Source organism: Comamonas sp. UBA7528, from assembly GCF_002479375.1.
Classification (GTDB): Bacteria; Pseudomonadota; Gammaproteobacteria; order Burkholderiales; family Burkholderiaceae_C; genus Comamonas.
On the sequence record NZ_DLMU01000002.1, the window covers coordinates 223,971 to 241,244 of the forward strand.

Sequence of the window (17,274 nt, forward strand, 5' to 3'; positions counted from 1 at the left end):
TGGCGATATGAATTGCCGCCAGCCTGTGTCACGCTCATGCCATCTCTTCCGCGCACCCTGGGTGCTGCTTTGCCGGAGGCAATTTCATGACCGCACTGTCCTCTTTACACCGCCTGCCGAGCGCCCAGGTGCACACCGATTTCCTGAGCGCCACCGATGCCGCCCGCCTGGTCGCACGCGTTGGCGTGGTCGAATGCCTGCGCCGCATCAGCGAAGCAGTGGAGGCCGACTTCACCCGCTGGAACGACTTTGACAAGACCGCACGCACGGCAGCCCATTCCGCGCAGGGCGTGATCGAGCTCATGCCCGTGGCCGATGCACGCGATTACGCCTTCAAATACGTCAACGGCCACCCGGTCAACACCCAGCACGGCCTGCCCACGGTGATGGCTTTTGGCGCACTGGCCGATGTGGTCACCGGCATGCCGCGCTTTGTCAGTGAGCTGACGTTGACCACAGCCTTGCGCACCGCTGCCACCTCGGCCATGGTGGCGCGCAAGCTGGCACGGGCCGGCAGCCGCCGCATGGCGCTCATCGGCAATGGGGCGCAAAGCGAATTCCAGGCCCTGGCCTTCATGGACCAGCTGGGGGTGCGCGAACTGCGGCTGTTCGATGTGGACCGTGCCGCCAGCGCCAAACTGCAGCGCAATCTGGCACCGTTTGCTGCCCGGTATGGGGCTGATGTGCAGATCGCGGACAGCGTGCATGCGGCTGTGCAGGGGGCCGACGTGGTGACTACCGTCACCGCAGACAAGCGCAACGCCGTGGTGCTGGACGCCAGCACACTGGCGCCGGGCATGCACATCAACGCTGTGGGTGGGGATTGCCCCGGCAAGACCGAACTGGACGCCGAAGTGCTGCGGCGCAGCAGCGTCTTTGTCGAATACGAACCCCAGACCCGGCTGGAGGGGGAGTTGCAGCAGATGCCGGCCGACTTTGCCGTGACCGAGTTCTGGCGGGTGCTAACTGGTGTTGCTCCCGGCCGGGTGTCGGACGCCCAGATCACCCTGTTTGATTCCGTGGGCTTTGCGCTGGAAGATTATTCCGCTCTGCGCACCATGCAGGGCCTGGGCCGGGAGGCGGGGCTGCTGTCGCAGCTCGAGCTGGTGCCCGCGCTGGCGGACCCCAAGGATTTGTTTGCCCTGCTGCGCCAGGGTGAGGATACGCACCAGACAGCACTGCCGTCCGCGGACCGTGCTGCCTGGCACAAAGTAGCGTGAGGACAGAAATGCTTCAGAAAGAAGAGTTGGCCATGCAGGTGCACAAGGCCGTGACATTGATTGGCGTGCCAACCGATGTTGGCGCTGGCCGCCTGGGCGCTGCCATGGGGCCGGATGCGCTGCGCGTGGCCCAGCTGGGCCCGGCATTGGCGCATTTTGGTGTGGATGTGCAGGACATCGGCAACCTGGCCGGCCCCCCCAATCCGCGTGGCGCGCGCGATGCGCAAGGCCTGCGCAACTACGCCGAATGCGTGGCCTGGAACCAGGCCACGCACGACACCGTGCTGGCGCAGCTGCAGGCCGGGCGCATGCCGATCATGCTGGGCGGCGACCACACATTGGCCACCGGCTCCATCAGCGCTGTGGCGCGCCACTGCCGCACCACCGGCAAGCGCCTGCGCGTGCTGTGGCTGGATGCCCATGCCGACTGCAACCTGCCCGACATCAGTCCCACCGGCAATCTGCACGGTATGCCCGTGGCCAGCCTGTGCGGCCACGGCCCGGCACCGCTGTCGGGTATGGCCGGATTCACGCCCGCGCTGCAGGGGCCAGACATCTGCCAGATCGGCCTGCGCAGCGTGGACGAGGTGGAAAAGCGCATGATCCAGCGCCTGGGGCTGGAAGTGTTCGACATGCGTGCCATCGACGAGCAGGGCATGCGTGCCGTGATGCAGCAGGCCCTGGCCGGACTGGAAGGGCCTGAAGGCGCCGATGTGCATCTGCACCTCAGTTTTGATGTGGACTTTCTGGACCCCGACATCGCTCCCGGCACCGGCACCACCGTACGCGGTGGCCCGAACTACCGCGAAGCCCAGCTGTGCATGGAAATGATTGCGGACACCGGTCGCATGGCATCGCTGGACATTGTGGAGCTCAACCCGGCGCTGGACATCCGCAACCAGACGGCCGAGCTGGTGGTGGATCTGGTGGAAAGCCTGTTCGGCAAAAGCACTTTGGTGCGCTAATGCCCGAGGACCTGCGCTGAAACGCTTTCTCCCTGTGTCCCCACACCGTGCTCTGGCAGTGCAGGTGCGCTGAAGCCGCGTGTCAGTCGGGGCGTTCTTACACCCTCTGTTCAGCCGCGCCGCTGCAGCCGCTCCGTCCCCAGGTGCAGCGCCAGCTTGGCGTCCAGCGGCAGCGGTTCGCCGTGCAGGCGTGCGGCCAGCAGTTCGCCGCAGAGGATGGACAGTGTCAGCCCGCGCGCGCCCAGGGCGGTGAGTGCCCACAGGCCCGACAGTGCGTCCTCGGTGTTCCCTGTGTTCTCTTCTGTTTTGGCCGGGTCTGCGACCGAGGCCGCAGAGGCCGCCCCGTGTGTAGTTCCTACCGGGCCCACGATCGGCAGCCGGTCGTGGCTGGCTACCCGCACCCGGCCCCAGGTGGGGCGGCAGCGGGCCTCCTGCGGGTTGAACCAGGGGGCCATGGCGGCTCCGGTGGCGGGCAGCAGCGTGGAGAGCTTGCCGTGGTTCACCGCGTGGGCGGCCGCCTGGTCGGCAGCGGAGATGGGCATTTCGGTCACGTCGCGTTCGAAGGTGGAGCCCATGACCCAGGTTTCGCCGTGCTGCGGGTCTTGCGGTTGTGGAATGTGGGTGACCAGATTGCCATTGCCGTTGACCGGGAAGGGCGGCAGGGCGCTGGCGTTGTCTGCGGTGTGCGGCCCCCAGCTGATCTGCCCGCGAATGGGCTGCAGTTGCCAATGCTGGTGGGGTGGCAGCAGTTCTGCCGTGGCGGGGCCGCAGGCCAGTATCGCCAGGTCGGCCTCGGCCAGCAGGTGGCCGTCGGCGTCCAGCGCCTGCCAGCGGCCAGCTGTGCTGCGCTGCAGGCGGGTCACCACGGCATGCGCCTGCACACGGATCTGCGGGTGCTTCAGCTGGGCGTGCACCAGCTGGGCCGGGCGCACCCAGCCCGCTTGCTGGTGCCAGCAGGCCACGGTGTCCGGCGGCAGGCCGGCCTGGGCCAACTGGGTGGCGCTGGCGGGGTGGCTCCAGTCGTCGCCCGGTCCGCCGGCCCAGCTGGCCGGCAGGCCGGTGCCGCCATCGGTGCAATGCTCCAGCACGCCGCTGTGGCCCCAGTCCGAGCCTTCCTGGCACAGGTCGCGCAGGCGCTGCAGCGTCTGGCGCACCCCGTTGCGTGACAGGCGCGAAAGCACGCTGTCATCGGGTGACACATGGGGGCAGAACAGGCCGGCGGGCAGGCCGGAGGCGCCGTCCGCCGGGCCGTCACCGGCCACCAGCACCTGCACCTGCCAGCCGCGCAGCGCCAGGCTATGGGCGGCTGCACTGCCGGCCAGGCCAGCGCCCACCACCAGGGCCGTGCCAGCCTGGGTCACCGGCGGCGGGCCGGCCTGGGCGCGCACGCGCGGTTCCCAGGCCGGGTTGAAGCGGGCCTGCAGGTTGTCGCGCTTGGGGGGCACGCCGGGCACTTTGCGCACTTCAAAGCCGCATTGCGCCAGCTGGTCGCGCACCGCACGCGCAATGGTCCAGGTGGCCAGTTGCGTGCCGCGCCGGCAGTGGCGGGCCAGGGCCTTGAGGGTGTGGGCATCCCAGATGCCGGGGTTGGTGCTGGGGCTGAAACCGTCCAGGTAGATGCTGTCGGCCACCGTGGTCTGCTGGCGCAGCATGGCCTGGGCATCGCCAATCCACAGCGTCAGCTGCACGCGGCCATCTTCAAAGCCCAGGCGGTGTACGCCCGGCAGCAGGCCGTAAAAGCGTGCGGCCAGCTGTTCGGCCAGCGGGCGCAGCAGGGGATCAGTGGGGGCAGCGCGCAGCAGGTCGTCGGCGCTGACCGGGTAGGCCTCGACCGATGTGAAATGCAGCATGCGCGGGCGCTGCGGATCGGCCTTCCAGGCCGCCCAGGTCACCAGAAAGTTCAGGCCCATGCCAAAGCCGGTTTCCAGCACGCGCCATTGCGCCTGGTCGGCCCAGGCCGCAGGCAGGCCGCAGCCTGCAAGGAATACCTGGCGCGCCTGATTCAGTCCCCCGAGTTCGCTGTGGTAGCGGTCCTCAAAACGGGGGCTGTAGGGGGTGCCATCGGGCAGCCAGGCAATCGGTTCGGACATGGGAGGCAGGGTTCAGAGGAGTAGGACGATGGTGCGGCAGCACCTGCACGGCGCAGGATCGGCCGGGCAGGGCGCGCGCCCCAGCGGCGGTACGCCGCGCCGCCGGGATCCGCTCACTCCCAGCGCTGCTGGTAGGAAAACGTGGGCAGCCGCCAGTGAAAGCGGATGGCCGCCAGCCGGAACAGCAGCCCGCCTGCAAAGCACACCAGGGTGCTGATGTTGGAGCTGACATCCAGCGCGCGCAGGCCCAGGAACAGCAGGCAGACGGCCAGGGACACGCTGGCATACAGCTCGCGGCGGAAGACCACCGGCACCTGGTTGCACAGCACGTCGCGCAGAATGCCGCCGCTGATGCCGGTAATCATACCGGCCATCACCACCACCACGCCGGGGTAACCCAGCTCCAGCGCCACGTTGCAGCCTATTAGCGAAAAGGCGATCAGGCCCATGGCATCCAGCAGCAGAAACACCTGCTTGAGGTGGATCATGTAGCGTGCCACCACCGTGGTCAGCAGGCCGGCGGAAATCACCAGGTACACATATTCGGGGTGTTGCGTCCAGCCAATGGGGTAGTGGCCCAGCACCATGTCGCGGATGGTGCCGCCACCCAGTGCCGTGACGAAGGCGATCACCACCACACCAAAGATGTCCATGTTGCGGCGGCCTGCCGCCAGTGCCCCGGACATGGCTTCGGCCGTGATGGCGATTAGGTAGATCACCAGCATGGCGGTGAGGTTGGACAGCTGGAACGATTCCAGCAGCGAAACAGATGGAAGCATGGCGGACCCATACGTGAAAAAACCAGGCATGGATGCTGTCCATGGTCTGGTGCGCCTCTCCCGCTGTCCTTTGTACCTGAGAGTTGCGTGCGCGCAGCCCGGTGCTGCGGCACTTGCCCCTTCGGTGAGCCGGGCCGGGTGGGCACGGGCTGCTCTCCAGTTGGCGAATCTTTGCTGCGGTACGTCGGCCTGAGCGATTATGGGAGTTTGCGCCTTCGGCGGAGGCCGGCTGTACAGCCGCCTCGCTCTCCCGCAGAAAGCGGCGATTCTAGGCGCTTTTGTACAGCGCAGAGGCCGCAGGGGCGTTGGTGCGGGGGAAGCTGCTTGCGGGTGCGGCGGGCAAAAGAAAGCCCCAGGGCCTGGAGCGCTGGGGCGGGTCTTCACGCGGTGCCCTCAGCACCGCGTGCGCAAGCGGCAATTACTGCGCGCTGGGGGGCGGCACAAAGCCGGCTGCGGCGTCGGCGCCAGCACCGAAGAAATGGTTTTCCATCTGGCGGGCCAGGTACTGGCGAGCGCGGGCATCGGCCAGGTTCAGGCGGTTTTCGTTGACCAGCATGGTCTGGTGCTTGAGCCAGTCGGCCCAGGCTTGCTTGCTCACGCTTTCGAAAATGCGCTTGCCCAGCTCGCCGGGGTAGGGCGGAAAGTCCAGGCCTTCAGCGTCTTGGCCGAGCTTGATGCAGTGAACGGTACGTGCCATGGGGGAAATCCTGTCTACGGATGTTTTGGTAATAACAAACTGAAATCTTATTTGTTTCAGTTTTGAGGGCGGCATTCCAGAATGCACAGCAACGGAGCGAGAAGCCGTTTGACAACGCAACCAGAATCACCGAGACCCTCAATGACAAATCGCCGCCACTTTATCAAGTTTCCCCTGCTTGCCAGCCTTTTGACCGGCTTGACCCTCGGCGCTCTGCCGGCTCTCCCCGCTCTGGCCCAGCAGCAGGTGACCCTGCTGAATGTCTCCTATGACCCGACGCGCGAACTGTACGTGCAATACAACCAGGCCTTCGCCAAGTACTGGAAGGCCAAGGCCGGCCAGGATGTGACGATCAAGCAGTCGCACGGCGGCTCGGGCAAGCAGGCCCGCTCGGTGATCGACGGCCTGGATGCCGACGTGGTGACGCTGGGCCTGGCTCCGGACGTGGACGCGCTGGTCAAGAACGGCGGCCTGGTGGCGGCCGACTGGCAAAAGCGCCTGCCGCACAACTCGGCGCCTTACACCTCGACCATCATCTTCCTGGTCAAAAAGGGCAATCCTAAGGGCATCAAGGACTGGGATGACCTGGTCAAGCCCGGCGTGTCGGTGATCACCCCCAACCCCAAGACTTCGGCAGGTGCCCAGTGGAACTACCTGGCGGCCTGGGAATACGGTAAGCGCAAGTTCGGCGGCGAAGCCGGTGCCAAGGACTACGTGAAGAAGGTCTACGGCAACGTGCCTGTGCTGGACACCGGCGCGCGCGGCTCCACCATCACCTTTGCCCAGCGCAATGTGGGCGATGTGCTGCTGGCCTGGGAAAACGAAGCCTTCCTGGTGCTCAAGGAGTTCGGTGCCGAGAAGTTCCAGATCGTGGTGCCCTCCGTCAGCATCGTGGCCGAACCCACCGTCTCCGTGGTGGACAAGAACGCCGACAAGAAAGGCACCCGTGCCGTGGCCGAGGAATACCTGAAGTACCTGTACTCGGACGAAGGCCAGGACATCGCCGGTAAGAACTACTACCGCCCCACCTCGGAAAAGGCCCGCGCCAAGTACGCGGCCCAGTTCCCCAAGCTGGATCTGTTCACCATCGACCAGGCCTTCGGTGGCTGGTCCAATGCCGGCAAGCATTTTGTGGATGGCGGCAGCTTCGACCAGATCTACACCAAGAAGTAAGCAGAACGTTGCGGGGTGGCGCACGTCACCCCGCAGCACCCAACCAAGGAGCATGTCATGCAAGCACAGCCTGCCCACCAGCCTTATTTGAAGAGCCATCTCGCACCGCTCGGCAAGGCGCCGCAGGAGCAGGTGCGCCAGTTGTTGCTGGTCACCGCCCGGCAGTGGGGCGTGCGTGCCATGGCACAGCAGGCAGCCGCAGTGGCGCGGCCTTGCTGGCAGGCAGGCTGAGCCTGCCGCGCTCACACCACGTTCGTAGGGGTTTGATGCCTTGTTCTTCCGAAAGGAAGGCAAGGCTTTTTTACATCGTGGCTGTAGACGGGCGGTCGCACAGGCATTTTGTGTGCGCCTTCTATTGCACTGCAGCAGATTTTGGTGGGGCAGAAAGCGTGCAGCGCGGGAAACACCTTGCAGCACGCGGTTCGGTAAACGAAAAAATCCGAACCGGAGCGCGGCATATGCGTGAAAACGGCGTGCCAAAAAATAAAGCCTGCAGCGCAAACTGCAGGCTTTTAAAAAAAGAAACTGATTGAAGTTGAACTCGCTTTGAATAAGCTTGGTGATGGCCATCCAAGCTTGTTCTCGCAAAGGTTCCAAACCGCAGGGCCTGCACGGTCTACCAATCGGACTCTCCCCCCTCTCGGAATCCCATGAATATTGCACACTGCGATTTGGAGCCTGAATATTAACCGATTTTTCCCGATAGGTTTTCTGTATGTCAGGGTAATGAAAAGTCTCTGATGAAAAGCAACAAACCGTGCTGCGTTAAGCCAATCGTCAGTTTGGCGTGAGCGCGGTGTGCAATATGCGCGGGCGTCAACTCCGGCAGGTAAAACCTGCCGGCGCATTATCGGCGCCGCCTGGGCGGGCAGCGTCTGTGTGCAGGCTTGCCATGTCGGCGTCACGTGTTCTGTGGCGGGGTGCCCAGCTCCTTCGCCTTCTGCCGCCTTCCCGGGCCGAGGGCGGTGGTGGTAGAGGGGGAAGGAGAGGCGGTTGGCGGCTTTACGCCATGGTCATCAGGCTGGCATTGCCGCCGGCGGCGGCGGTGTTCACACTGACGGCGCGCTCCAGCAGCAGGCGTTCCAGCGGGACCGGTGCCGTGGCGTCGGCCAAGTGGCAGCAGCCTACCAGCGGGCCGCTGCGCTGGGCCAGGGCCTGCAGCAGGCTTTGCAGGCTGGCATGGCTGCCTGCGTGCAGGACCACATCCACTTCGGTCTGGGCCAGGGCACCGTCGGCCACCAGTTGCACGCGGGTCTGCACGGCTTCCGGCAAGCGGCTGTGCAGCAGCGCATGCTGGCTGCTCCACAGTGCCTGGCTGCCCACGGCCATCACCGCGGCCAGCTGGCGCAGCAGGGTGATGTCGCTGTCGGCCTGGCACAGCACCTGGGCACGTGGCAGCAACTGGTAGGTGTTGCGCTCCCCGGTGGGGCCGGGCAGGGCATAGCGCAGGCCTGCGGGGGATTGGGCGGGCAGTTCCTGGCCGTAGGCATGCACGGCTTCCATTGCAGGCTGCAATGCCGCCCAGCGGGACAGGGCGTGCAGGGCTTCGGGTTGCTGGACGCTGCCGATCGCCGGGCCGCAGGCACGCTCCAACAGCGGACGCAGGCGGCCGGGATGACGGGCCAGCAGGCGCAGCAGGTACAGCGGGCCGCCGGCCTTGGGGCCCGTGCCCGACAGGCCTTCGCCGCCAAAAGGTTGCACGCCCACCACAGCCCCCACCATATTGCGATTCACATACAGATTGCCCGCATGGGCGCGCGCCAGCACGGCGTCCACGGTTTCGTCGATGCGGGTGTGCAGTCCCTGGGTGAGGCCGTAGCCGGTGGCAGCGATCTGGTCCAGCAACTGGGGCAGCCGGTCACGGCGGTAGCGCAGCACATGCAGCACGGGGCCGAAGACTTCGCGCTGCAGCTCGCTGATGGCGTCGATCTCGATCAATGTGGGCGCCACAAACGTACCGTTGCCATCCACTGCTGGCGGCAGCAGGGCCTGTGTGGTGCGGTGGCCCTTGGCCTGCATGGCCGCAATATGCTGGCGGATGCCGGCCTGCGCTTCGGCGTCGATCACCGGCCCCACATCGGTGGACAGGGCGGCGGGGTTGCCGCTGGCCAGCTCCTGCATGGCGCCGCGCAGCATCTCCAGCACGCGGGGGGCGGCGTCTTCCTGCACGCACAGCACGCGCAGGGCCGAACAGCGCTGACCGGCGCTGTCAAATGCGCTGCTCAATACATCGCCCACCACCTGTTCGACCAGCGCGGAGGAGTCCACGATCATGGCGTTCTGGCCGCCGGTTTCGGCGATCAGCACCACCGGCTGGCCGTCCGGGCGCAGGCGCTGGGCCACACTGCGCTGCAACAGGCGTGCCACGTCGGTGGAGCCGGTGAACAGCACGCCTTGCACGCGGGCATCGGCCACCAGGGCGGCCCCCACGGTCTCGCCCGCACCGGGCAGCAGTTGCAGTGCCGGTGCCGGGATGCCGGATTGCCGCATCAGCTGCGTGGCCAGGTGGGCAACCAGTGGCGTCTGCTCGGCCGGCTTGGCCAGCACGGTGTTGCCAGCGGCCAGGGCTGCGGCAATCTGGCCGGTGAAGATGGCCAGCGGGAAGTTCCAGGGGCTGATGCACACCACCGGGCCCAGGGGGATGTGGGTGGCATTGGAAAAATCACGCTGGACCTGGGCGGCGTAGTAGCGCAGAAAGTCCACGGCTTCGCGCACTTCGGCCACGGCATTGGCGGAGGTCTTGCCGGCCTCGCGCTGCAGCAGGGCGATGAACTGGGGCAGTTGCGCCTCGTAGGCGTCGGCACAGGCCGCCAGCAGGCGGGCGCGTTCGGTGGTGGCGGTGCGGGCCCAGTCGGCAGCGGCAGCCTGTGCGGCCTGCAGCGCCTGTTCCACTTCCGCCAGCGTGGCATCGCGCACCGTACCCAGCGGGTCGCTGTGGTCGGCGGGGTTGCGCACCGCCACGGGCGGTGCCAGGGGGCTTGCTTCGGTGGGCGACGCTGTGCCGGCATCCGGGGCCAGCAGCGGCTGGGCATGCCAGCTGGCACCCAGTGCCTGTTCCATGGCCGTTTGCAGCTGGGACAACACAGTGTCGCTGCTCAGGTCCAGCCCTTGCGAATTGGCGCGTTGCGGGCCATAGAGCTGGCCGGGCAGGGGGATGCGCGGGTGGCGTGCTGCCACGGTGCCTTCGTGGATGGCGGACTGGTCCACGACGGTGACAGGGGATACTGCCAGCTCATGCAGGGACAGCAGCGGGTCGGCAATGCGATGCACGAACGAGCTGTTGGCGCCGTTTTCCAGCAGGCGGCGCACCAGGTAAGCCAGCAGCGTTTCGTGCGTGCCGACCGGGGCGTAGATGCGGCAGGGGCGGCCCAGCGGTCCCACCACCTGTTCGTACAGCGATTCGCCCATGCCGTGCAGGCACTGGAATTCATACTGGCCGCGCTGGTAGCTGGCGGGTTCGGCCATCTGGTAGATGCTGGCCAGGGTTTGGGCGTTGTGGGTGGCGAACTGAGGGTAAACCGCGTCTGGCGCGGCCAGCAGCTTGCGTGCGCAGGCCAGGTAGGAAACATCGGTGTGCACCTTGCGGGTGTAGACCGGGTAGTCGGCCAGTCCGTCGATCTGGGCGCGCTTGATCTCGCTGTCCCAGTAGGCGCCCTTGACCAGGCGGACCATCAGCCGGTGGCCGGTGCGGCGTGCCAGGTCGATCACATGGTCGATCACGAACGGGCAGCGCTTCTGGTAGGCCTGGATCACAAAGCCCAGGCCATTCCAGCCGGCCAGCGACGGGGCCTGGCACAGGGCTTCCAGCAGGTCGAGGGAGATTTCCAGCCGGTCGGCTTCTTCCGCGTCGATGTTCATGCCGATGTCGTACTGGCGGGCCAGCTCGGCCAGCTGCAGCACGCGCGGCAGCAACTCGGTCATCACGCGGGCGTACTGCGCGCGGCTGTAGCGCGGGTGCAGGGCGCTGAGCTTGATGGAGATGCCCGGTCCTTCATAGATGCCGCGTCCGGCCGACGCCTTGCCAATGGCGTGGATGGCATCAACGTAGGACTGCATGTAGCGCGCTGCATCGTCTTCGGTCAGTGCGGCCTCGCCCAGCATGTCGTAGGAATAGCGAAAGCCCTGCGCTTCCAGGCGGCGGGCGTTGTGCAGTGCTTCGCCAATGGTCTCGCCGGTCACGAACTGCTCGCCCATCATGCGCATGGCCATGTCCACGCCCTTGCGCACCAGGGGCTCGCCGCCCTTGGATGTGAGTTTGGCCAGTGCCGTGCCCAGGCTGCCTTCGCTGTGGGTAGCCACCAGCTTGCCCGTCAGCAGCAGGCCCCAGGCCGCAGCGTTGACGAACAGCGAGGGGCTTTTGCCCAGGTGGCTTTGCCAGTCGCCGTCGCGGATCTTGTCGCGGATCAGCGCATCGCGGGTGGCGCTGTCGGGAATGCGCAGCAGCGCTTCGGCCAGGCACATCAGTGCAATGCCTTCCTGGCTGGAGAGCGAGAATTCCTGCAGCAAGCCCTGCACCAGCCCGCTTTTGCCGCTGCCGGCCTTGCGCGCGCGCAGTTGCTGGGCCAGCTGTAGCGCCATGTCCTGCACCGCCTGGGCGGTGGCGGCGGGCAGGCGGGCCTGCTCCAGCAGCGGGGCCACGGCCTGGGGCTCGGGAATGCGGCAGGCGGCAGTGATGGCGGCACGCAAAGGCGTGGCGGGGGCCGGACCGGTCGCAAAATGGCGAACCGCATCGACGGTGGTCATGGCAGAAACAGCGCCGGCAGGCAGGGGGCTGGACATGGAAGGCTCCCAGAGAACTGGATGGTTAATGAATTGCGCGATGATTTCCGAAAATGTGACGAATAAAATTCTGAAAAATGCCAGACACAACGAACAATTCACCAAGTGATGCCGAAGAAGGCCAACTGCCGGACAGTGGGCTGGATCGCATCGACCGGCGCATTCTTGCCATCCTGCAGGACGATGGCCGCATCTCCAACCTGAAATTGGCCGAACGCGTGGCCCTGTCGCCCACCGCCGTGCTGGCCCGCGTGCAGCGCCTGACGCGCGAAAAATTCATCCTGGGTTACGAAGCCCGGCTGAACCCCCAGAAGCTGGGCGTGGGCATGCTGGTGTTTGTGGAAGTGCTGCTGGACCGCACCACCCCCAATGTGTTCGATGAATTCAAGGCCGCCGTGCAGGTGCATCCCGAGGTGATGGAGTGCCATATGGTGGCCGGCGGCTTTGACTATCTGCTCAAGACCCGCATGGCCGACATGCACGCCTACCGCGCGTTCGCGGGCCGCGTGCTGTGGCAGCTGCCCGGTGTGCGCGAGACGCGCACCTATGCGGTGATGGAAGAGGTCAAGGACGAGGCCAGGCTGCCGATGCGCTGAGCGGTGGCGGGCAGTCCAGCCGGCGTGCGCAGGCCATTGACCTGCTCCGGGCTGGGCTGCTGCCGGTAGGCCTGAAGCGGCAGGAAGGTGTTTACGGGGCCGGGCATGGCGGCGTCTTGCGCGTTGGCTGCAATGCCTGGAAGCACCCTGGCCGCGCGCAGCGCTCCGTCCTGGTTCACGGAATCCGGGTCCTCACCATCTCACCCCCACAGCGCGGACTTGTTCACCATCAGGTAGTAGGTTCCTGCCATGGCGATAAAAGCCGGATAGCCCAGTGCTTCCCAACGGCGCTGGTACCAGTGGTACAGCTGGGGCAGGGCGCGGGCCTGCGCATCGGCCTGCACGGTCAGCTGGGCCAGGGCGGCCATGCGGATCTGCAGCCACACCACGGGCAGCCAGCAGATGCCGGCCAGCACATACAGGCCCAGCGACAGTGCCAGCCAGGGCGTGCCCAGCGGCCAGCCGGCCATCTGCGCCATGGCGATGCCGGTGGCCGGTTGGATGAAGATGCAGGGCGTGGTAAACCACCAGTCCGCGCGCACCACGAGCCGGCTGACCACGGCCTGGGCCGCCACCGAGCCGCTGCGGTTGGCAAAGAACATATAGAAGGCCGAGCCCAGGCCGGTACCTACCAGCAGCACGCTGGAGAGGATGTGCAGGGTTTTGAGCAGCAGATAGGTGTTCACAGGCAATCCGGGGTGTGGGCCGGTGCAGCGTGGGAAGGCTGGACACGGGGGGAAGTGGGGATGGAGGCAGATGCCGTGGCGGGGCTGGCCGCGGCAGGTGCATGGGCCGACCACAGCACCCACAGCGCGGCAGCAATGGGCAGGTTCTTGAGCAGCGGACCCAGCGGGTGCAGCCACAGCGCGGGTTGCAGCACGGTGCCGACCACGGTCATGGCGGCCATCAGGGCCAGCGCGACGGCGTAGGCGGCGCGGCCAGGCTGCCACATGCCGCGCAGCAGCCACAGGCCCACGGCCAGGTCGGCCAGCAGACCGCTCCAGATCACCCCGGTTTGCCAGGCAGGGTTGGTGATGCCGGCGTCCTGCAGCAGGCGGGCACCGGCATGCTGCAGGCCTGACCAGCCGGCATCGTCCAGCGCACTGGCGATGGCCGTGCCCAGCCAGACCAGCACCAGGCTGGCGTGCAGGGTGCGCAATGCACGCAGCGAGGGGGCGGTGACAGCAGAAACCATGTCGGGGCGGTTCATGCGTGCCGCTTGCCGTGCTGCGGCAGCGTGGCGTACAGGGCGTCGGGGGCCACCGGGGTGCGGCCCAGCAACGCGGGCAGGGTGGCCGGGTCACAGACATTGGGTGTCTGCAGCATGGCCAGCGTGTCGCTGCACCAGGGCAGGCTGGGAATGTGGTCGCCCACGCGGGCACCAGCCACGGCCAGCCATTGGGGCAGGCGGCCCACAGCGGCAGGGCTCAGGCCCATCTGTGCTCGCAGGCTGGCCACCAGAGCGCCCAGGGCCAGCGGCTGCGGGCCGCCGATTTCGACCAGGCCTGTGGGTGTGTCCTGCGTAGCCAGCCGGGCCAGAACGGCCGCCAGGTCGCGCACGGCCACGGGCTGGATGGCGCTGTCCTGCACGGCCGGCGGCAACAGCAGGGCTGGCATACGGGCGAGGTTCAGGAACAGCGCAGTGCTGGCGCCGCCAGCGCCAAAGATGACACTGGGGCGCACCACCACGCCGTGCAGTGCCCCCCGGGCGGTCAGGGCCAGCAGATGCTCGTCCGCTGCACGTTTGGTCCGGGCGTAAGAGGTGTCGTTGGAAGCCACGCCCAGGGCCGAGACCTGCACCACACGCCGCACACCGGCCTGGGCGCAGGCATCGAACAGGGCGATGGGGGCATCGGCGTGCAGGGCCTGCAGCGGCTGGCCGGGCATGTCGCGCAGGGCCCCCACTGCGTTGACCACGGCGTCCATGCCCTGCAGATGGGGCAGCCAGTCCGCTGCGGTGGTGGCGTGGACAAAGTTCAGCGCCGGATCGGAGTGGCGGCTGCGCACGACCGGGTCGTGGCCTGCGTCCACCAGTGCGCTGACGATATGGCGGCCCAGAAAGCCATTTCCGCCGCAGACGAGGATGCGCATACCGGCTCCTTTCGTGGTGTGAAGGTTGATTTCCGTTTTGACAGAAATTTCAAATGGGTGGCGTGGTGTCTCTGCGGTCTGCGGTCCCTGGTGTAAGCGCAGCTTGTGGCGCCATCGTGCAGCGGTGCAGGGGCGGTGCCATCTCAGCCCCTGACAAAGCGTTGGACGCTGGCGCCCAGCCTCAAAATCTTGTCCAGCGTGGCCGGGGACAGGCGCAGCATTTCGTCCGTCCACACGCCCATGGACTCCATCAGCCGCAGTGTTTCGTGCACGCGGTCCTGCGCGTCGGGCGATTCCTGGTCAAAGCCGGGGGCTGCGATCAGCTCGCGCAGCATCTGGCTGGTGGGGTCGAACTCGCGCTGCTTGCGCTCGCGCACGATGGTGCGCAGCAGCTCCCACACATCGGCCGAGGTTTCGAAATATTCGCGCCGGTCGCCGGGGCGGCGGCTGGTGCGCACCAGGTTCCAGGCCAGCAGCTCTTTGAGGCTGTTGCTGACATTGGAGCGTGCGGCCCCCAGGGTGTCGCACAGTTCGTCGGCGTTCAGCGGGCGGCCATGGAAGAACAGCAGGGCGTGGATCTGGGCCACGGTGCGGTTCACGCCCCAAGCGGCCCCCATATCACCCCAGTGGCGGACAAAGCGTTCGGCGATGGGACTGAGTTGCATGGGGGCAGTGTGGTGGTGGTTGAAATTTCTGTCAATAGAGAAATTTCAATTTTTCCATCTTGCGCGTAACCAGGTGTGCGGATGGTCGACATACAGGTTTGTCTCCTGTGGTGCGCCAAGGAGGTCGATTTCTTTTCGCGATGAAATCTGCTTTGCGGAGCAGGCTGCGCCCGATTGCGCCATCACCCCATTTGCTGCGCTGACAGGGGGCGGGTCAGGCGCCAGCCCGCCAAGAAAATTGCCGGTCTTTTTCGTGCCATGCCGTCTGCAGCGCCCATGCGGCATGGCGGGGCCCAGGGTGCTGCCCACCAGCCCGCGCTGTCACACCATGGGCGTCGGCGCGCGGCCTTCATGCCGCCGTTGACAGAAAAAGGCTGCCAACGAATCAGCAGCCTCTGTGTCCAATGTTGCTATGGGTTGGCAGGCCGCCGGATTCAGTGCAGCTCGGCCTTGTCCAGTCCGAACATCTGGTCCTTCGAGCCCGGCAGGTTGCGGAAAGCCACGTTAAGGCGGTTCCAGCCGTTGATGGCGACCACGCGGAAGGTGAGCTCGGAGAGTTCGGCTTCCTGGAAGTGCTCCCGGGCGGCGGCATAGAGTTCGTCCGAGACCCCTTCGGCTTGTATCTTCGTCAGGGCTTCGGTCCACGCCAGGGCCATGCGCTCTTGTGGCGTGAACAGCGTGGACTCGCGCCAGATGGCGAGGTGGTGCAGGCGCAACTCCCGTTCGCCGTGGAGCCTGGCCTGCTTGACGTGCATGTCAAGGCAGAAGGCACAACCGTTCAGTTGCGAAGCACGAATGTCTACCAGCAAGGCGAGGCCTTCGTCCAGTTTGCCGGCCATGCCGAAAGCGAGATACTTCCTGAACAGGTCGGGGGAGGTTTGCATGTAGTCGAGGCGCGGCGAGTGTGCAGTCATGGTCATTTCCTTGGTACAGGTTGGCGTAGCGGGCTTGCAGCAAGCGCGCTACATGAACAAGACGACAGGGCCTGGCGCTTTGTGACATGCGCACCGAATTTTTCTAATCCTTCGCTGCCAGCTTCTGCATGCTCCCGGCCAGCTTGTCCGGGTTGCGCTGTACGTAGATGGCGCCAATACGGCCGTCTGCGTCGGCGGCAGAGGCGAGGGCGATGGTCTGCACCAGTGCGCCATGGTTGCGATCGTCCAGAATCAGGCAGCCGGGCAGACCGTTGACCGTGGTCGGCACAACACGCCAACCACGGTTGTTCTCCAGCCTTGCCCAGCCGATCAGGGCCTTGGCAATGCCGACATTGCCGCGCAGCGGTTTGGTGATAGCGCTGACCTTGCCGCCGCCATCGGCGACCAACACCGCATCCTTTGCCAGCACCTGTGCCAATGCGTGGACGTCCTGGGTGCGAATGGCCTGCGCGAAGGCGGCTGCCAGGCGTTGGCGTTCTTCCTCGGCGACTTCGCAGCGTGCATAGCCCGCCTTGACATGGCGACGTGCCCGGCTGACCAGCTGGCGGCAGGTGTCGAGGTTGCGGTCCAGGTGGCGACCGATCTCCTCGTACTCCAGATCGAACACGTCGTGCAGCAGGAAGGCCGCACGCTCCAGCGGTGACAGGCGCTCCAATGCCAGCATGAAAGCCACCGATACGTCCTGAGCGAATTCAGCCTGGCGCTCGGGGCTGGGTGCCCAGCCAAACAGCAGGTCGTCCTCCAGCAGCGGCTCGGGCAGCCAGGTGCCGACGTACTGTTCGCGCCGCACCGCCGCCGATCTCAGTCTGTCAAGACACAGATTGGTGGCGAGACGTGACAGATAGGCGCCCGGATTGTCGATGGTGCTTTCATCCACATCGATCCAGCGCAACCAGGTGTCCTGCACGATGTCCTCGGCCTCGGCACGCGAGCCCAGCATGCGATAGGCCAGCGCCCGCAACCTGCGTGCGTGTTCGGCGTCGTAGCGACTTGCGCGTGCGTCGGGTGAGAATGGATTTTTCTGGATCACGATTGCGGTCTCTTGGCTCGCCCCCAGCGGGCGCGAAAGTATGACGACATGGCCCTTATGGATGTGACATGAACCAGCCGCGTCGCGGCGCCGTCCGGCTGAAAAATGCCGGCGAATGGCCCTCCGTTGTCTGCAGGCGATGTGCCGCCCGGTTGTTGGCAGCGCTTGTTCTGTCCCTCTTTCCCAGAAGCCGTCTGAGGGGCAGGCAAATAGGTACCACATGAGACAATCGGGCCACCATGAGTGACCAGAAC

Annotated in this window: 15 protein-coding genes, 1 pseudogene and 1 riboswitch; of the genes and pseudogenes, 6 read left to right on the forward strand and 10 right to left on the reverse strand. The window is 66.1% G+C overall.

Annotated elements, in window-relative coordinates:
- Positions 1-86: 86 nt before the first annotated feature.
- Together ocd and rocF are read left to right on the forward strand one after the other, a co-directional pair.
- Positions 87-1,220: an ornithine cyclodeaminase gene (ocd, locus tag B3349_RS02910; RefSeq protein ID WP_291586261.1), complete on the forward strand. Its 1,134-nt coding sequence runs from the start codon at positions 87-89 to the stop codon at positions 1,218-1,220.
- An 8-nt stretch (positions 1,221-1,228) separates the two neighbouring features.
- Positions 1,229-2,185: an arginase gene (rocF, locus tag B3349_RS02915; protein WP_291586262.1), complete on the forward strand. Its 957-nt coding sequence runs from the start codon at positions 1,229-1,231 to the stop codon at positions 2,183-2,185.
- A 110-nt stretch (positions 2,186-2,295) separates the two neighbouring features.
- Here rocF and mnmC read toward each other — a convergent pair whose 3' ends face one another.
- The 3 genes from mnmC to B3349_RS02930 all read right to left on the reverse strand — a co-directional run bounded on the left by mnmC (position 2,296) and on the right by B3349_RS02930 (position 5,751).
- Positions 2,296-4,275: a bifunctional tRNA (5-methylaminomethyl-2-thiouridine)(34)-methyltransferase MnmC2/FAD-dependent 5-carboxymethylaminomethyl-2-thiouridine(34) oxidoreductase MnmC1 gene (gene mnmC, locus B3349_RS02920; RefSeq protein WP_291586265.1), complete on the reverse strand. Its 1,980-nt coding sequence runs from the start codon at positions 4,273-4,275 to the stop codon at positions 2,296-2,298.
- Positions 4,276-4,388: 113 nt separating this feature from the next.
- Entirely contained in the window at positions 4,389-5,054 is a 666-nt protein-coding gene (locus tag B3349_RS02925; protein ID WP_291586267.1) for a trimeric intracellular cation channel family protein, read from the reverse strand.
- A gap of 167 nt (positions 5,055-5,221) precedes the next feature.
- Positions 5,222-5,317: riboswitch (glycine riboswitch) on the reverse strand.
- A gap of 155 nt (positions 5,318-5,472) precedes the next feature.
- A complete protein-coding gene (locus B3349_RS02930) occupies positions 5,473-5,751 on the reverse strand; it encodes an oxidative damage protection protein (RefSeq protein WP_066535337.1) in 279 nt (92 codons plus the stop codon).
- 141 nt (positions 5,752-5,892) lie between these two features.
- On the opposite strand from B3349_RS02930, the gene B3349_RS02935 reads away from it, so the two are divergent.
- From B3349_RS02935 to B3349_RS02945, 3 genes are read left to right on the forward strand one after another with little or no spacing between them, the layout of a single operon-like run.
- Complete coding sequence (locus B3349_RS02935) at positions 5,893-6,924, forward strand: sulfate ABC transporter substrate-binding protein (RefSeq protein ID WP_291586270.1); 1,032 nt, start codon at positions 5,893-5,895, stop codon at positions 6,922-6,924.
- 57 nt (positions 6,925-6,981) lie between these two features.
- Entirely contained in the window at positions 6,982-7,155 is a 174-nt protein-coding gene (locus B3349_RS02940) for a hypothetical protein (RefSeq protein WP_291586272.1), read from the forward strand.
- A 35-nt stretch (positions 7,156-7,190) separates the two neighbouring features.
- Positions 7,191-7,457 carry a hypothetical protein gene (locus B3349_RS02945; protein WP_291586273.1) on the forward strand — a complete coding sequence of 89 codons (267 nt, stop codon included), beginning with the start codon at positions 7,191-7,193 and terminating at the stop codon, positions 7,455-7,457.
- A 469-nt stretch (positions 7,458-7,926) separates the two neighbouring features.
- Here B3349_RS02945 and putA read toward each other — a convergent pair whose 3' ends face one another.
- On the reverse strand, positions 7,927-11,667 hold the full coding sequence (putA, locus tag B3349_RS02950) for a trifunctional transcriptional regulator/proline dehydrogenase/L-glutamate gamma-semialdehyde dehydrogenase (RefSeq protein WP_291586318.1): 3,741 nt from the start codon (positions 11,665-11,667) through the stop codon (positions 7,927-7,929).
- A 113-nt stretch (positions 11,668-11,780) separates the two neighbouring features.
- On the opposite strand from putA, the gene B3349_RS02955 reads away from it, so the two are divergent.
- A complete protein-coding gene (locus B3349_RS02955) occupies positions 11,781-12,299 on the forward strand; it encodes an Lrp/AsnC ligand binding domain-containing protein (protein WP_291586275.1) in 519 nt (172 codons plus the stop codon).
- Positions 12,300-12,499: 200 nt separating this feature from the next.
- Here B3349_RS02955 and B3349_RS02960 read toward each other — a convergent pair whose 3' ends face one another.
- From B3349_RS02960 to sigJ, 6 genes and pseudogenes are all read right to left on the reverse strand, one after another.
- Entirely contained in the window at positions 12,500-12,985 is a 486-nt protein-coding gene (locus tag B3349_RS02960) for a DUF2269 family protein (RefSeq protein ID WP_291586277.1), read from the reverse strand.
- 104 nt (positions 12,986-13,089) lie between these two features.
- A pseudogene (locus tag B3349_RS02965) lies at positions 13,090-13,494 on the reverse strand (DoxX-like family protein); the annotation flags it as partial.
- Between the two features lie 11 nt (positions 13,495-13,505).
- On the reverse strand, positions 13,506-14,390 hold the full coding sequence (locus B3349_RS02970) for an NAD-dependent epimerase/dehydratase family protein (protein WP_291586279.1): 885 nt from the start codon (positions 14,388-14,390) through the stop codon (positions 13,506-13,508).
- A gap of 143 nt (positions 14,391-14,533) precedes the next feature.
- Complete coding sequence (locus B3349_RS02975) at positions 14,534-15,055, reverse strand: GbsR/MarR family transcriptional regulator (protein ID WP_291586281.1); 522 nt, start codon at positions 15,053-15,055, stop codon at positions 14,534-14,536.
- 434 nt (positions 15,056-15,489) lie between these two features.
- A complete protein-coding gene (locus B3349_RS02980) occupies positions 15,490-15,975 on the reverse strand; it encodes a carboxymuconolactone decarboxylase family protein (RefSeq protein ID WP_291586283.1) in 486 nt (161 codons plus the stop codon).
- A 97-nt stretch (positions 15,976-16,072) separates the two neighbouring features.
- The gene (gene sigJ / locus B3349_RS02985) at positions 16,073-17,242 is read right to left on the reverse strand and encodes an RNA polymerase sigma factor SigJ (protein WP_291586284.1); all 1,170 of its coding nucleotides are present in this window, start codon (positions 17,240-17,242) and stop codon (positions 16,073-16,075) included.
- Positions 17,243-17,274 lie beyond the last annotated feature (32 nt).

Excerpts from the sequence above, each read along its gene's own strand:
- B3349_RS02940 (WP_291586272.1), top strand. The coding sequence starts at position 6,982 with ATGCAAGCACAGCCTGCCCACCAGCCTTATTTGAAGAGCCATCTCGCA.
- putA (WP_291586318.1), bottom strand. The coding sequence starts at position 11,667 with ATGACCACCGTCGATGCGGTTCGCCATTTTGCGACCGGTCCGGCCCCC.
- B3349_RS02955 (WP_291586275.1), top strand. The coding sequence starts at position 11,781 with ATGCCAGACACAACGAACAATTCACCAAGTGATGCCGAAGAAGGCCAA.
- B3349_RS02930 (WP_066535337.1), bottom strand. The coding sequence starts at position 5,751 with ATGGCACGTACCGTTCACTGCATCAAGCTCGGCCAAGACGCTGAAGGC.
- B3349_RS02945 (WP_291586273.1), top strand. The coding sequence starts at position 7,191 with ATGCCTTGTTCTTCCGAAAGGAAGGCAAGGCTTTTTTACATCGTGGCT.
- rocF (WP_291586262.1), top strand. The coding sequence starts at position 1,229 with ATGCTTCAGAAAGAAGAGTTGGCCATGCAGGTGCACAAGGCCGTGACA.
- sigJ (WP_291586284.1), bottom strand. The coding sequence starts at position 17,242 with ATGTGGTACCTATTTGCCTGCCCCTCAGACGGCTTCTGGGAAAGAGGG.
- B3349_RS02975 (WP_291586281.1), bottom strand. The coding sequence starts at position 15,055 with ATGCAACTCAGTCCCATCGCCGAACGCTTTGTCCGCCACTGGGGTGAT.
- B3349_RS02935 (WP_291586270.1), top strand. The coding sequence starts at position 5,893 with ATGACAAATCGCCGCCACTTTATCAAGTTTCCCCTGCTTGCCAGCCTT.
- mnmC (WP_291586265.1), bottom strand. The coding sequence starts at position 4,275 with ATGTCCGAACCGATTGCCTGGCTGCCCGATGGCACCCCCTACAGCCCC.
- ocd (WP_291586261.1), top strand. The coding sequence starts at position 87 with ATGACCGCACTGTCCTCTTTACACCGCCTGCCGAGCGCCCAGGTGCAC.
- B3349_RS02970 (WP_291586279.1), bottom strand. The coding sequence starts at position 14,390 with ATGCGCATCCTCGTCTGCGGCGGAAATGGCTTTCTGGGCCGCCATATC.
- B3349_RS02925 (WP_291586267.1), bottom strand. The coding sequence starts at position 5,054 with ATGCTTCCATCTGTTTCGCTGCTGGAATCGTTCCAGCTGTCCAACCTC.
- B3349_RS02980 (WP_291586283.1), bottom strand. The coding sequence starts at position 15,975 with ATGACCATGACTGCACACTCGCCGCGCCTCGACTACATGCAAACCTCC.